Source organism: Microbacterium rhizophilum (assembly GCF_039605615.1).
GTDB classification, from domain to species: Bacteria; Actinomycetota; Actinomycetes; order Actinomycetales; family Microbacteriaceae; genus Microbacterium; species Microbacterium rhizophilus.
On record NZ_JBCNUN010000001.1, the window covers coordinates 211758 to 226289 of the forward strand.

Sequence of the window (14532 nt, forward strand, 5' to 3'; positions counted from 1 at the left end):
CATGCTCCGCGTGCTCACGGCCGGCGAATCGCACGGCCCCGAACTCATCGCCGTGATGGAGGGCCTGCCCTCGGGCGTGCCGATCCTCGCCTCGGACATCCAGGCCGACCTGCAGCGCCGCAAGCTCGGCTACGGTCGCGGATCGCGCATGAAGTTCGAGCAGGACGAGCTCGCGATCTCCGGCGGCGTGCGCCACGGGCTCACGCTCGGCAGCCCGATCGCGCTGCGCATCGGCAACACCGAGTGGCCCAAGTGGACCGAGGTGATGAGCGCGGAGCCGGTCGAGCTCACCGAGAAGTCGCGCGGCCGCGGCGCCGCACTGACCCGCCCGCGCCCCGGTCACGCCGACCTCGTCGGCATGCAGAAGTACGACTTCGACGAGGCCCGCCCGATCCTCGAGCGCGCGAGCGCCCGGGAGACCGCGGCCCGCGTCGCCCTCGGGGCCGTCGCCCGCGCGTTCCTGTCCGAGCTCGGCATCCGCCTCGTCAGCCACACGCTGTCGATCGGACCCGTGCGCGTGCCCGACGACGCGGCCCTGCCGACGCCCGACGACGTCGACGCGCTGGACGCCGATCCGCTGCGCTGCTTCCACCCCGAGACCTCCGAGCGGATGGTCGCCGAGGTCGACGACGCCCGCAAGGAGGGCGACACGATCGGCGGCATCGTCGAGGTGCTCGCCTACGGCCTGCCGCCGGGGCTCGGCTCGCACGTGCACTGGGACCGGCGCCTCGACGGCAAGCTCGCACAGGCGCTCATGAGCATCCAGGCCATCAAGGGCGTCGAGGTCGGCGACGGCTTCGAGACCACGCGCCGGCGCGGATCCGCCGCGCACGACGAGCTGTTCGCCACGGCCGACGGCATCGTGCGCGGCAGCGACCGCGCGGGCGGCACCGAGGGCGGCATGTCCACGGGAACCGTGCTGCGCGTGCGCGCGGGCATGAAGCCCATCGCGACCGTGCCCCACGCGCTGCGCACGGTCGACGTCGCCACGGGCGAAACCGCCGCGGCGCACCACCAGCGCTCCGACGTCTGCGCCGTGCCGGCCGCGGGCGTCGTGGCCGAGGCGATGGTCGCCATCACGCTCGCCGACGTCGTGCTGGAGAAGTTCGGCGGCGACTCGGTGCGCGAGACGCGCCGCAACCTGAAGGCCTACCTGGACGGCATCGCGGACACGCTGCGGACGTCGCCGGGGGCGGCCGACCTCGCGCATGACCTCGCCCTCTGACGCGCCGACGCCGCCGCGCGCGCTCGTCCTGGTCGGCCCCATGGGCGCCGGCAAGTCGAGCATCGGCCGTCGCCTGGCCCGAGCGCTCGGCGCGCGGTTCCGCGACACCGACAGCGAGATCGTGAAGGCGCACGGCCCCATCACGCAGATCTTCGCGGACCACGGCGAGCCGCGCTTCCGCGAGCTCGAGCACGAGGCGGTCCTCGCTGCACTGGGCCGCGGCGGCGTCGTCGCCCTCGGCGGCGGGGCCGTGACGCATGCGGGCACGCGCGAGGCGCTGCGCGCGCACCACGTGATCCTGCTGACGGTCGAGGAGCGCGTCGTCGCCGGGCGCATCCGCTCCCAGAAGCGTCCCCTGCTCAACACGGGCGAGGATCCGCTGGACACCTGGATCCGGATCCGGGACGCCCGCGAGCCGCTGTACCGGGAGGTCGCCGACGTCGCGTTCGACACGTCGCACGGGCCGTTGCAGGACGTCGTGACGGCGATCGCGGAGTGGGCGGGGCAGCACGATCCGGCGTACGCCGCGGCGTCGACGCCCGCGGACCAGACCGCACCCGACGAGAAGGAGAGCGCCCGATGAGCGACACGACCGAGACGCCCGGCGAGACCACGGGCGGGGCCGCCGCGGAGACGGTCGTCCACGTGGCCGGAACCCCGGGCTACGACATCACGATCGGCCACGGCATCGTGTCGCGCGTCGGCGCGGCGCTGCCCCCGGCCGCCCGCAAGGTGCTGGTCGTGCACCCGCCGACGCTCTCGGCTCAGGCCGCCGAGCTGCGCGAGGCCCTGCTCGCCGACGGCGGACGCGAGGTGCTGCTGGCGGAGATCCCCGACGCGGAGTCGGGCAAGCGCATCGAGGTCGCGGCGTTCTGCTGGCAGATCATGGGCCAGGCCGACTTCACCCGCACCGACGCGGTCGTCGGCTTCGGCGGCGGCGCCGTCACCGACCTCGCCGGCTTCGTCGCCGCGAGCTGGCTGCGCGGCGTCGAGATCGTGCAGGTGCCGACCACCGTGCTCGGCATGGTCGACGCGGCCGTGGGCGGCAAGACCGGCGTGAACACCGCCGAGGGCAAGAACCTCGTCGGCGCGTTCTGGGCGCCGCGCGCGGTGATCTGCGACCTGGATCTGCTCGCCACCCTGTCCGAGAACGAGGTGCTCGCCGGCTTCGCGGAGGTCGTGAAGGCGGGCTTCATCCGGCACCCCGAGATCCTCGACATCGTGGAGGCGGATCCCGTGCGCGCGGTCGATGTGACCACCCCCGAGTTCCGCCGCTGCGTGGAGCTCGCGATCGGCATGAAGGCCGACGTCGTGGGGGAGGACTTCCGCGAAGCGGGCCTGCGGGAGATCCTGAACTACGGCCACACGCTCGGCCACGCGATCGAGCACGCCGAGCGGTACCGGTGGCGCCACGGCGCCGCGATCTCGGTCGGCATGATGTACGCCGCCGAGCTGTCGCGCCTGGCCGGGCGCCTGTCCGACGCGGCCGTCGACCGCCACCGCCGCGTGCTCGAGCTGCTGGGTCTGCCGACGACCTACCGCGCCGGCGCGTGGCAGACGCTGCTGGCGACGATGCAGCGCGACAAGAAGTCCCGTGGCGGCATGCTGCGGTTCATCCTGCTGGACGACATCGCCAAGCCCACCGTGCACCAGGCGCCCGACGAGTCGCTGCTGTTCGCGGCGTACCAGGAGATCGGCGCCGAGGAGCAGGGCCGGATCATCAGCACGCGCCGCGACTGACATGGACGGGCCCGACCCCGACGTCCTCGTCGGGGGCGAGAGCGACCGGCTGTTCGCGGAGGCGGTGCCGCTCGAGGACGTCCCGGCTCCGATCGTCGCCGTGCTCGGCGGGCCGCCGCTCAGCGGAGCGATCGAGGCGGCACGGTAGAATCGGACCTCGGCCGTCACGGCCTGCGTACTTGCGCGCGATCCGCGCGACTCAATCGAACGAACGGAATCCCATGGCATCCACCGCAGACATCAAGAACGGCGTCGTGCTGAGCATCGACTCCCAGCTCTGGAGCGTCGTGGAGTTCCAGCACGTCAAGCCCGGCAAGGGCGGCGCGTTCGTCCGCACCAAGCTCAAGAACGTCGTGAGCGGCAAGGTCGTCGACCGCACGTTCAACGCCGGCGCGAAGGTCGACATCCAGAACGTCGACCGCCGCGACTACTCGTACCTGTACAACGACGGCGAGAGCTTCGTGTTCATGGACCAGAAGGACTACGACCAGATCAACGTCCCGGCCGCCACGGTCGGCGACGCGGCGAAGTTCCTGCTCGAGAACCAGGAGGTCACGATCGCGCTGCACGACGGCACGCCGCTGTACGTCGACCTCCCCGCCTCGGTGATCCTCGAGATCACCTACACCGAGCCGGGCCTGCAGGGCGACCGCTCGTCGGCGGGCACGAAGCCCGCCACGGTCGAGACCGGCGCCGAGATCCAGGTGCCGCTGTTCCTCGAGACCGGCACGCGCGTCAAGGTCGACACCCGCACGGGCGACTACCTCGGCCGCGAGAAGTGAGCGCCAAGAGCGATAAGCGATGAGCGCCCGCACCAAGGCGCGCAAGCGCGCCCTCGACATCCTGTTCTCCGCCGACGTCCGCGGCGACCGGCTCTCCGTCGCCCTCGCCTCCGAGGCGAAGCGCGCGGCGTCCGAGCCCGCCCGCGAGGCGTCGTGGCTCTACGCGCGTGAGATCGTGGACGGCGTGATCGACCACGCCGAGGAGATCGACGAGCAGATCGCGACCCACAGCCGCGACTGGAAGATCGACCGCATGCCGGCGGTCGACCGTGCGCTGCTGCGCATCGCGACGTGGGAGATCCTGCACAACGACGAGGTTCCGACCGCCGTCGCGATCGACGAGGCGGTCGAGCTCGCCAAGGAGTTCTCGACCGACGACTCCGGCGCGTTCGTGCACGGAGTGCTGGCCCGCATCTCGCGGTCCAGCTGACGCGCCGCCTGTCCACGGACGGCCGGATCCCTCGCGGGTCCGGCCGTCCGTGTTCCGCCCTGCGCCTGCCGTCGGGAGGAGGCCGGCGATCGAGAGGAGATCTCGAGACGAGAGAGCGCCGATCTCCTCGCGAGTGCTGGCGTTCACGCGAGGTGGAGACCCTGGGCGATCGCGCGAAGGAGCAGATCCTGCACCTCCGGCCACCGGTCGGTGACCTGGAAGCAGCCGACGCGGATGACGGTGTAGCCGTGCAGTCGCAGAAGTGCGTCGTGCGCGATGTCGTCCTCGCGCTGGGCGCCGACATGGTGCCCGCCGTCGATCTGGAGGACCCGCCTGTCGCCGATCAGGAAGTCCACGCGGCGGCCGAGCAGCACCACCTGCGGATGGGTCCGGATGCGCAGCCAGCGCAGCCGCGTGAAGACGAAGGTCTCGAGGCCCGAGTCGAGCCACGGCGAGATCTCCGAGAGCAGTCGCCGAGCGGCCGGCTTGAGGTCGTATCGCCCGAACACGTCTCGCGAGACGAGGCCGCGGCGGAACGCGGAGTCCCAGGTCGCGAGTGCGCGTTCATGCGGCTGGCACACAGGTGCGTGGCGCTCCCGGAGGCAGGTTCGGCCTGTGGACGACAGGAGCGCGCAGCGGCCGCGCCGTCGGGCCGGATAGGATGAACTCACCTGCACCTTTAACACCGTCCCGTGAGGCGGAGAAGGGAGAGGCGGATGAGCACGCGCACCGTGCTGCATGAAGCCGACATCACGCGGGCCCTGACTCGGATCGCCCATGAGATCCTCGAGTCCAACAGGGGCCCGGACGGACTGATCCTGCTGGGGATCCCGACGCGCGGCGTCACCCTGGCCCACCGGCTCGCCGCGCTGATCGAGCGCTTCGCGGGCGTCGCGGTGCCCACCGGGTCGCTCGACGTCACGATGTACCGCGACGACCTCGCCCGGCACCCCACGCGCACGCCGCGGCCGACCGAGATCCCCGCGGGAGGCATCGACGGCCGGGTCGTCGTCCTGGTCGACGACGTGCTCTTCTCGGGGCGCAGCATCCGCGCGGCCCTCGACGCCCTGAACGACATCGGCCGGCCCGCCGCCGTGCGCCTCGCGATCCTGGTCGATCGCGGGCACCGTGAGCTGCCGATCCGGCCCGACTTCGTCGGGAAGAACCTGCCGTCCTCCCGCAGCGAGCGCGTGAACGTGCACGTCGCGGAGATCGACGGCGGAGCCGACGAGGTCTCGATCGAGGGCGGCGACGCATGAGGCACCTGCTCGACACGCGCACGCTCGCGCGGGAGGACGCGATCCGGATCCTCGACATCGCCGAGGACATGGCCGACACGCAGTCGCGCGAGGTGAAGAAGCTGCCGACGCTGCGCGGCAAGACCGTCGTGAACCTGTTCTTCGAGGACTCCACGCGCACGCGCATCTCCTTCGAGGCCGCCGCCAAGCGGCTCTCGGCCGACGTCATCAACTTCGCGGCCAAGGGCTCGAGCGTCTCGAAGGGCGAGAGCCTGCAGGACACCGCCCAGACGCTGCAGGCCATGGGCGCGGACGCCGTGGTCATCCGGCACGGCGCCTCCGGCGCGCCGCGGACGCTCGCGACGAGCGGATGGATCGACGCGGGCGTCGTGAACGCCGGCGACGGCACGCACGAGCATCCGACGCAGGCGCTGCTCGACGCGTTCACGATGCGCAAGCGCCGCCACGGGGCCGGCAGCCGCGGCCGGGATCTCGCGGGATTCCGCGTCACGATCGTGGGCGACATCCTGCACTCGCGCGTCGCCCGCTCCAACGTCTGGCTGCTGCACACGCTCGGCGCGGAGGTCACGCTCGTGGCCCCGCCGACGCTGCTGCCGCAGGACATCTCGGCGTGGCCGGTCGCTGTGCGCTACGACCTGGACGAGGCGATCGCGCAGGAGCCGGACGCGCTCATGATGCTGCGCATCCAGCTGGAGCGCATGAACGCGGCGTATTTCCCCTCTGAGCGGGAGTATTCCCGGCGCTGGGGGCTCGACCCTCGGCGCCTGGTCAGCCTGCCAGAAGGTAGCATTGTGATGCACCCCGGGCCCATGAACCGCGGCCTGGAGATCTCCGCGGAGGCCGCGAACTCGCCCCGCTCGACCGTTCTGGAGCAGGTCAAGGCCGGGGTGTCGGTGCGGATGGCGGTGCTGTACCTGCTGCTGGCGGGCGAGCGGACGAACTCGAGTGAGGGGGAGCGATGAGCGATGTCTTCCTCATCACCGGAGCATCCATCGAGGGCGGAGAGCGCGCCGACCTGCTGATCGAGGACGGGCGGATCGCGGAGGTCGGGACGGGCCTGTCGCGCGACAGAGCCACGCGCGTCGACGCCGACGGTCTGATCGCGCTGCCGGGGCTGGTCGACCTGCACACGCACCTGCGCGAGCCGGGCTACGAGGCGAGCGAGACGATCCTGACGGGCACGCGCGCGGCCGCCGCGGGCGGCTTCACCGCCGTGTTCGCGATGCCCAACACGTCCCCGGTCGCCGATACGGCGGGCGTCGTCGAGCAGGAGTTGGCGCTCGGCGAGGCCGCGGGGTACGCGACCGTGCAGCCCATCGGCGCCGTCACGGTCGGGCAGAAGGGCGAGCGTCTCGCCGAGCTCGGCGCCATGGCCGACTCCCGCGCCCGCGTGCGCGTCTTCAGCGACGACGGCTTCTGCGTGTGGGACCCGCTGATCATGCGCCGCGCGCTCGAGTACGTGAAGGCGTTCGACGGCGTGGTGGCGCAGCACGCGCAGGATCCGCGCCTCACGGAGGGCGCGCAGATGAACGAGGGCGTCGTCTCGGCCGAGCTGGGGCTCGCCGGCTCGCCCGCGGTCGCGGAGGAGTCGATCATCGCGCGCGACGTGCTGCTCGCCGAGCACGTCGGCTCGCGCCTGCACGTCTGCCATCTCTCCACGGCCGGATCCGTCGACATCATCCGCTGGGCCAAGAAGCGCGGCATCGACGTGACCGCCGAGGTCACGCCGCACCACCTGCTGCTGACGGACGAGCTGGTGCGCGACTACGACGCGCGCTACAAGGTCAACCCGCCGCTGCGCACGGCCGAGGACGTGCAGGCGGTGCGCGAGGGCCTCGCGGACGGCACGATCGACATCGTCGCGACCGACCACGCCCCGCACCCGGCCGAGGCCAAGGCGTGCGAGTGGCAGGCCGCCGCGAACGGCATGGTCGGGCTCGAGAGCGCGCTGCGCGTCGTGCACCAGTCCATGGTGGAGACCGGTCTGCTCGACTGGGCCGGCGTGGCGCGCGTGATGTCGGCGACGCCCGCGCGCATCGGCCGCCTGGCCGGCCACGGCACGCCGCTGGCGGCCGGGCAGCCCGCCGAGCTCACGCTGTACGACCCCTCGGCCGGCGGCGCCTTCGCCACCGCCGACCTGCGCGGTCGAAGCGTCAACTCGCCCTACCTCGGACGCGAGCTCCCCGGCCGCGTGATGTGGACGATCCACCGCGGCTACGCGACCGTCGCCGACGGCGACGTCGTCGAGCTCGAGGGGGTGCGCGCGTGAGCCAGGAGGCCGCCTCGATGATCTTCGTCGCGATCGCGGTGATCGCACTCGCGCTCATGGCGTGGGGCTGGCGACGACGAGCCAGGCGCGACGGGGGCGTGGCCGCACCCGTCGCCGAGCGGCGCGGCGAGATCCGCGCGAGCTTCACCGGGCTGTACGTCGCGACGACCCGGCACGAGGCGCCGCTCGACCGCCTGAACGTGCGCCACCTGGCGTTCCGCTCCCGCGTCGCGGTCACCGTGACCGACGCGGGCGTCGCACTGGACATGCCGGGCGAGCCCACCGTGTTCCTCGACACCGCGCGCCTGCGCGGCACGGGACGCGCCACCTGGACCATCGACCGCGTCGTCGAGAGCGACGGGCTCGTGCTGATGGCATGGGCCGCCGACGACGGCACGGTGTGCGACACCTACCTCCGCCTGCAGGAGGCCGATCCCGACGCCCTCGTGGCCGAGATCCAGCGCCTCCGCGGCACCTCAGACTCCGACTCCACCCAGATGGGAGCACAGCGATGACATCGCTCCTCGACCGCCAGCCGGCGGTGCTCGTCCTCGAGGACGGCACCCGCTACCCCGGGCACGCCTACGGCGCGCACGGCACCACGCTCGGCGAGGTCGTCTTCACGACCGGCATGACCGGCTACCAGGAGACCCTCACCGACCCGTCCTACGCGGGCCAGATCGTGCTGCAGACCGCGCCTCACATCGGCAACACCGGCGTCAACACCGAGGACCCCGAGTCCCGCCGCGTGTGGGTCGCCGGCTACATCGTGCGCGACCCCTCGCGCGTGGTCTCGAGCTGGCGCGCCGAGGAGTCGCTGGACGACGCGCTCGAGCGCGACGGGATCGTCGGCATCAGCGGGATCGACACGCGCGCCATCACGCGCCACATCCGCTCCGCCGGCAGCATGCGCGGCGGCATCTTCTCGGGTGAGGCCGCCGCGATCGAAGCCGACGAGCAGCTGCGCCTCGTGACGGACGCTCCGCAGATGGCGGGCCAGAACCTGTCCGAGCAGGTGTCGGTCGAGGTCGCCGCGGTCACGCCGGCCGTCGGGGAGAAGATCGGCAACCTCGCCGTGATCGATCTCGGGATCAAGCAGGCCACCGTGAACAACCTCGCGCGCCGCGGCTTCGAGGTGCACGTGCTGCCGCAGAGCGTCACGCGCGAGCAGCTGCTCGCGATCGACCCGGTCGCCGCGTTCTACTCCAACGGCCCCGGCGACCCCGCCGCGTCCGAGACGCACGTCGAGCTGCTGCGCGGCATCCTGGAGGAGGGCGTGCCCTTCTTCGGCATCTGCTTCGGCAACCAGCTGCTCGGCCGCGCGCTGGGCCTCGGCACGTACAAACTGCCGTTCGGCCACCGCGGCATCAACCAGCCGGTGAAGGACAAGCTCACGGGCCGCGTCGAGATCACGGCGCACAACCACGGCTTCGCGGTCGACGCCCCCCTCGAGGGCGAGTTCGACAGCCCGGCCGGCTACGGCCGCGTCGAGGTCAGCCACGTGGGCCTGAACGACGACGTCGTGGAGGGCCTGCGCGCCCTCGACATCCCGGCGTTCTCGGTGCAGTACCACCCCGAGGCCGCGGGCGGCCCCAACGACGCCAACTACCTCTTCGACCGCTTCAAGGACATGGTGGTCGCCCACCTCAGCAAGAAGGACGCGAATGCCTAAGCGCGACGACATCCAGTCCGTCCTCGTCATCGGATCGGGCCCGATCGTCATCGGTCAGGCCGTCGAGTTCGACTACTCCGGCACCCAGGCGTGCCGCGTGCTCCGCGAGGAGGGCGTGCGCGTCATCCTGGTGAACTCGAACCCGGCCACGATCATGACCGACCCGGAGTTCGCGGACGCGACGTACATCGAGCCGATCACCCCCGAGGTCATCGAGTCGATCATCGCCAAGGAGAGGCCCGACGCGATCCTGCCGACGCTCGGCGGCCAGACCGCGCTGAACGCGGCCATGGCGCTGCACGAGCGCGGCATCCTCGAGAAGTACGACGTCGAGCTGATCGGCGCCAAGGTCGACGCCATCCGCAAGGGCGAGGACCGCCAGATCTTCAAGCAGCTGGTGATCGACGCCGGCGCCGAGGTGGCGCGCAGCGTGATCGCCCACACGATGGACGAGGTGCTCGCCGGCGCCGAGGAGCTCGGCTACCCGATGGTCGTGCGCCCGTCCTTCACGATGGGCGGCCTGGGCTCGGGCTTCGCGTTCGACGAGGCGGACCTGCGCCGCATCGCCGGGCAGGGCCTGCGCGAGTCGACCACGACCGAGGTCCTGCTCGAGGAGTCGATCCTCGGCTGGAAGGAGTACGAGCTCGAGCTGATGCGCGACACGGCCGACAACACGGTCGTCGTGTGCTCGATCGAGAACGTCGACCCGGTCGGCGTCCACACGGGCGACTCGATCACGGTCGCCCCGGCGCTGACCCTCACCGACCGCGAGTATCAGAAGCTGCGCGACATCGGCATCGACATCATCCGCGCCGTGGGCGTGGACACCGGCGGCTGCAACATCCAGTTCGCCGTCAACCCCGCCGACGGCCGGATCATCGTGATCGAGATGAACCCGCGCGTCTCGCGGTCGTCGGCGCTCGCGTCCAAGGCGACCGGCTTCCCGATCGCGAAGCTCGCCGCGAAGCTCGCGCTCGGCTACCGCCTCGACGAGGTGCCGAACGACATCACCAAGGTCACCCCGGCGTCGTTCGAGCCCACGCTCGACTACGTCGTGGTCAAGGTGCCGCGGTTCGCGTTCGAGAAGTTCCCCGCGGCCGATCCGACCCTCACCACGACCATGAAGTCGGTCGGCGAGGCGATGGCCATCGGCCGCAACTACACGACGGCGCTGCAGAAGGCCCTGCGCTCGGTCGAGAAGCGCGGTTCCAGCTTCCACTGGGGCGAGGAGGCGCGCTCCGCCGAGGAGCTGCTGCTCGAGGCGCGCACCCCGACCGACGGCCGGATCGTGCTCGTGCAGCAGGCGCTGCGCAAGGGCGCGACCGTCGCCGAGGCCTTCGACGCGACCGCGATCGACCCGTGGTTCCTGGACCAGATCGTCCTGATCAACGAGGTCGCCGAGCTCGTCGCCGGCTCGGCCGAGCTCGACGAGCGCGTGCTGCGCCTCGCGAAGGAGCACGGCTTCTCGGACGCCCAGATCGCGCAGCTGCGCGGACTCGGCGAGACCGAGGTGCGCGCGGTCCGCCACGCGCTGGGCCTGCGCCCGGTGTTCAAGACGGTCGACACGTGCGCGGGCGAGTTCCCCGCGCTCACGCCGTACCACTACTCGAGCTACGACTTCGAGAGCGAGGTGACGCCGTCCGAGCGCCGGAAGGTGGTCATCATCGGCTCGGGCCCGAACCGCATCGGCCAGGGCGTCGAGTTCGACTACTCGTGCGTGCACGCGTCGTTCGCGCTGTCGGCCGCCGGCTTCGAGACCGTCATGGTCAACTGCAACCCCGAGACGGTCTCGACCGACTACGACACGTCCGACCGGCTCTACTTCGAGCCGCTCACGCTCGAGGACGTGCTCGAGGTGCTGCACGCCGAGGCGCAGTCGGGCGAGATCCACGGCGTCGTCTGTCAGCTCGGCGGGCAGACCCCCCTCGGTCTGGCGAAGGGCATCGCGCAGGCCGGCTACACGATCCTCGGCACCAGCCCCGCCGCGATCGACCTGGCGGAGGACCGCAAGCTGTTCGGCGAGATCCTGGAGCGCGGCGGCCTCGTGGCGCCGCGCAACGGCACCGCGACGAACGAGGACGAGGCCGTGCGCATCGCCGAGGAGATCGGCTACCCGGTGCTCGTGCGGCCCAGCTTCGTGCTCGGCGGCCGCGGCATGGAGATCGTCTACGACACCCCGAGCCTGCGCGACTACTTCGCTCGGATCGCGGAGCACGCGATCATCGGCGAGGACGCTCCGCTGCTCGTCGACCGCTTCCTCGATGACGCCGTGGAGATCGACGTCGACGCGCTCTACGACGGTCACGAGCTGTACATCGGCGGCGTCATGGAGCACCTCGAGGAGGCCGGCATCCACTCGGGCGACTCGAGCTGCGCCCTGCCGCCGATGTCGCTCGGCCGCACCGAGATCGACCGCGTGCGCGAGGCGACCCTCGCGATCGCGCAGGGCGTCGGCGTGCGCGGCCTGCTCAACGTGCAGTTCGCGATCAGCGCCGGCGTGCTCTACGTGATCGAGGCCAACCCGCGCGCCAGCCGCACGGTGCCGTTCGTGTCGAAGGCGCTCGGCATCCCGCTCGCCAAGGCCGCATCGCGCATCATGGGCGGCGAGACGATCGACGCGCTGCGCACCGAGGGCCTGCTGCCGGAGACGGACGGATCGCGCGTGCCGCTCGACTCGCCCGTGTCGGTCAAGGAGGCCGTGCTGCCGTTCAAGCGGTTCCGCACGCGCGAGGGGCACATCGTCGACTCGGTGCTGGGCCCGGAGATGCGCTCGACCGGCGAGGTCATGGGGATCGACCGTGACTTCCCGACGGCGTTCGCGAAGAGCCAGGCGGCTGCCTACGGCGGCATCCCGCTCGGCGGCACGGTGTTCATCTCGGTGGCCGACGCGGACAAGCGCGACGTCATCCTGCCGGCGCACCGCCTGCAGCAGCTCGGCTTCTCGATCCTCGCGACCGAGGGCACGGCCGAGATCCTGCTGCGCAACGGCATCCGCGCGGAGGTCGTCGGCAAGTACAGCGCGACCCAGGAGTCGGGCGAGGAGAACATCGTCGACCTGATCAACGACGGCCGCGTGGACATGATCGTGAACACCCCGAGCGGGATGTCGGCGCGCGCCGACGGCTACGAGATCCGCGCGGCGGCGGTGGGCGGCGACAAGGCGCTGTTCACCACGATCGCGACGCTCGGCGCGGCCGTGAGCGCCATGGACACCATGCGCGACGGCTTCCGCGTGAAGAGCCTGCAGGAGTACGCCGCCGAGCGCGCGCAGCGCATCGCCGTGACCGTGGGGGCCGTGTGACCGGATCCGCGACCGCGTCGTTCGGAGAGCGCGCCCGCGCCGCCATCGCGCGGCGCGGGCACCTCTGCGTCGGCATCGACCCGCACGATCCGCTGCTGGCGGCGTGGGGGCTGAGCCCCCACGCCGCCGGCGTGCGCGAGTTCGGACTGCGGGTCGTCGACGCCGCCGCCGGCCGCGCGGGCTTCGTCAAGCCGCAGGTGTCGTTCTTCGAGCGTCACGGATCGGCCGGCATCGCGGCGCTCGAGGACGTCCTGTCCGCCGCGCGCGCGGCAGGGCTGCTGACGATCGCGGACGCCAAGCGCGGCGACATCGGCTCGACCATGGACGCGTACGCGGCCGCCTGGCTCGCGCCCGGCGCGCCGCTCGAGGCCGACGCGCTGACCGTGAGCCCGTATCTCGGGGTCGGCGCGCTGTCGGGCACGTTCGACGTCGCGCACGCGCATGGCAAGGGCGCGTTCGTCCTGGCCGCCACGAGCAATCCCGAGGCGACCGGCCTGCAGCGCGCGCGGACCGCCGACGGCGCCACCGTCTCGGCCGGTATCGTCGCGGAGGTGTCACGACGCAATGCGCAGGCCGCCGCGGCGGGGGAGTGGGGGAGCCTCGGCCTCGTCATCGGCGCGACGGTGGATTGGGACGAGGCGGGGATCGCCGCGTTCGCGCCCGCCGCCCCGATCCTCGCGCCCGGCTTCGGCCACCAGGGCGCGCGCCCCGATCAGCTCGCGGCCGTGTACGGCGCGATGGCGCACGCCGTCGTCGCGAGCGAGAGCCGGAGCATCCTGTCGGCCGGCCCCGCCGGCATCGCCGAGGCGATCGCCGCGGCCGCCGCGTCCTACCCGACCGTCGCCGAAGGAGGCGTCCATGTCTGACGCGACCGAGAACGTCACGGCGACGCGGGCGCCCGAGCCCGGTTCCGCGCAGCGGTCGCCGGAGGCCCCCTCCGCGCAGCGCCCGCCCGAGGTGGATCGCGCCGCCGCCTCGCGTCGCGCCGTCGCGGCCCGCCGGGCGCGCGCCTCGCTCAAGCGCGACCTCGCCACGCGCGTCGTGACGCCGCAGGAGGTCCTCCGCCGCGCCGTGACCGACCCGGCTTCGCCCGCCGGCACCCTGCGCGTGCCGGACTTCCTCACCTCGCTGCCGGCGATCGGCGAGGGCAAGCGCGACCGCATCCTGGCCGAGCTGGGCATCTCGCCCGTCAAGCGCCTGGGCGGGCTCGGGGCGCGTCAGCGCGGGGCGCTGGAGGCATGGCTCGACATGCGCATGCCCGAGCCGCGGCCGCGTCCGGGCCGCAGTCGGCTGCTCGTGCTCGCCGGTCCCACGGCCGTCGGCAAGGGCACCGTGTCGGCGCGCATCCGCGAGGACCACCCCGAGATCCTGGTGTCGGTGTCGGCCACGACCCGCCCGCCGCGGCCCGGCGAGATCGACGGCGTGCACTACTTCTTCGTGGACGACGCCGAGTTCGACCGGATGCTGGCCGAGGACGAGCTGCTCGAGCACGCCGTCGTGCACAACAGGTACCGCTACGGCACGCCCCGCGGCCCGATCGAGGCCGCGCTGGCCGAGGGCCGCACGGTGCTGCTCGAGATCGACCTGCAGGGCGCGCGGCAGGTGCGCGCGGCCGATCCGCGCGCGTCGCTGGTGTTCCTGCTGCCGCCGAGCTGGGACGAGCTGGTGCAGCGCCTCGTCGGCCGCGGCACGGAGGACGCCGAGGAGCGCGCCCGCCGGCTGCGCACCGCCCGCGTCGAGCTGAGCGCCCAGCGGGAGTTCGACTTCCACATCGTGAACGAGGACGTCGCCACCGCCGCGCGGCAGGTCGTAGACTTGTCAGATGCTTCCGTGCGCCCATAAGCGCGCGACCAA

Annotated in this window: 15 protein-coding genes; 14 read left to right on the plus strand and 1 reads right to left on the minus strand. The window is 72.3% G+C overall.

Annotated elements, in window-relative coordinates:
- The first annotated feature begins 1 nt into the window (after window position 1).
- From aroC to nusB, 6 genes are all read left to right on the plus strand, one after another.
- A complete protein-coding gene (aroC, locus tag AAD528_RS01145) occupies window positions 2-1225 on the plus strand; it encodes a chorismate synthase (RefSeq protein WP_345750206.1) in 1224 nt (407 codons plus the stop codon).
- Window positions 1209-1808, plus strand: coding sequence for a shikimate kinase (locus AAD528_RS01150; RefSeq protein WP_345750207.1), 600 nt, complete (start codon window positions 1209-1211; stop codon window positions 1806-1808). The genes aroC and AAD528_RS01150 overlap by 17 nt, the downstream gene beginning before the upstream one ends.
- Window positions 1805-2965 carry a 3-dehydroquinate synthase gene (gene aroB, locus AAD528_RS01155; protein WP_345750208.1) on the plus strand — a complete coding sequence of 387 codons (1161 nt, stop codon included), beginning with the start codon at window positions 1805-1807 and terminating at the stop codon, window positions 2963-2965. The genes AAD528_RS01150 and aroB overlap by 4 nt, the downstream gene beginning before the upstream one ends.
- A gap of 1 nt (window position 2966) precedes the next feature.
- Window positions 2967-3113 carry a hypothetical protein gene (locus tag AAD528_RS01160; RefSeq protein ID WP_345750209.1) on the plus strand — a complete coding sequence of 49 codons (147 nt, stop codon included), beginning with the start codon at window positions 2967-2969 and terminating at the stop codon, window positions 3111-3113.
- Between the two features lie 73 nt (window positions 3114-3186).
- Window positions 3187-3747, plus strand: coding sequence for an elongation factor P (efp, locus tag AAD528_RS01165; RefSeq protein ID WP_345750210.1), 561 nt, complete (start codon window positions 3187-3189; stop codon window positions 3745-3747).
- A 19-nt stretch (window positions 3748-3766) separates the two neighbouring features.
- Entirely contained in the window at window positions 3767-4177 is a 411-nt protein-coding gene (nusB, locus tag AAD528_RS01170; protein WP_345750211.1) for a transcription antitermination factor NusB, read from the plus strand.
- A 143-nt stretch (window positions 4178-4320) separates the two neighbouring features.
- On the opposite strand, the gene AAD528_RS01175 is transcribed toward nusB, so the two are convergent.
- Window positions 4321-4686: an endonuclease domain-containing protein gene (locus AAD528_RS01175; RefSeq protein ID WP_345750212.1), complete on the minus strand. Its 366-nt coding sequence runs from the start codon at window positions 4684-4686 to the stop codon at window positions 4321-4323.
- A gap of 207 nt (window positions 4687-4893) precedes the next feature.
- Between AAD528_RS01175 and pyrR the strand changes: the two genes are divergently transcribed.
- The 8 genes from pyrR to gmk are packed head-to-tail and all read left to right on the plus strand — an operon-like array spanning window position 4894 to window position 14520.
- Complete coding sequence (pyrR, locus tag AAD528_RS01180; RefSeq protein WP_345750213.1) at window positions 4894-5436, plus strand: bifunctional pyr operon transcriptional regulator/uracil phosphoribosyltransferase PyrR; 543 nt, start codon at window positions 4894-4896, stop codon at window positions 5434-5436.
- The gene (locus AAD528_RS01185; protein ID WP_345750214.1) at window positions 5433-6398 is read left to right on the plus strand and encodes an aspartate carbamoyltransferase catalytic subunit; all 966 of its coding nucleotides are present in this window, start codon (window positions 5433-5435) and stop codon (window positions 6396-6398) included. The genes pyrR and AAD528_RS01185 overlap by 4 nt, the downstream gene beginning before the upstream one ends.
- The gene (locus tag AAD528_RS01190) at window positions 6395-7705 is read left to right on the plus strand and encodes a dihydroorotase (protein WP_345750215.1); all 1311 of its coding nucleotides are present in this window, start codon (window positions 6395-6397) and stop codon (window positions 7703-7705) included. The genes AAD528_RS01185 and AAD528_RS01190 overlap by 4 nt, the downstream gene beginning before the upstream one ends.
- The gene (locus AAD528_RS01195) at window positions 7702-8220 is read left to right on the plus strand and encodes a PH-like domain-containing protein (protein WP_345750216.1); all 519 of its coding nucleotides are present in this window, start codon (window positions 7702-7704) and stop codon (window positions 8218-8220) included. The genes AAD528_RS01190 and AAD528_RS01195 overlap by 4 nt, the downstream gene beginning before the upstream one ends.
- Window positions 8217-9377 carry a glutamine-hydrolyzing carbamoyl-phosphate synthase small subunit gene (gene carA, locus AAD528_RS01200; protein ID WP_345750217.1) on the plus strand — a complete coding sequence of 387 codons (1161 nt, stop codon included), beginning with the start codon at window positions 8217-8219 and terminating at the stop codon, window positions 9375-9377. The genes AAD528_RS01195 and carA overlap by 4 nt, the downstream gene beginning before the upstream one ends.
- On the plus strand, window positions 9370-12678 hold the full coding sequence (carB, locus tag AAD528_RS01205; protein ID WP_345750218.1) for a carbamoyl-phosphate synthase large subunit: 3309 nt from the start codon (window positions 9370-9372) through the stop codon (window positions 12676-12678). Before carA ends, carB begins: the two co-directional genes overlap by 8 nt.
- Complete coding sequence (pyrF, locus tag AAD528_RS01210; protein ID WP_345750219.1) at window positions 12675-13544, plus strand: orotidine-5'-phosphate decarboxylase; 870 nt, start codon at window positions 12675-12677, stop codon at window positions 13542-13544. Before carB ends, pyrF begins: the two co-directional genes overlap by 4 nt.
- Entirely contained in the window at window positions 13537-14520 is a 984-nt protein-coding gene (gene gmk, locus AAD528_RS01215) for a guanylate kinase (protein WP_345750220.1), read from the plus strand. The genes pyrF and gmk overlap by 8 nt, the downstream gene beginning before the upstream one ends.
- The last annotated feature ends 12 nt before the right edge of the window (window positions 14521-14532 follow it).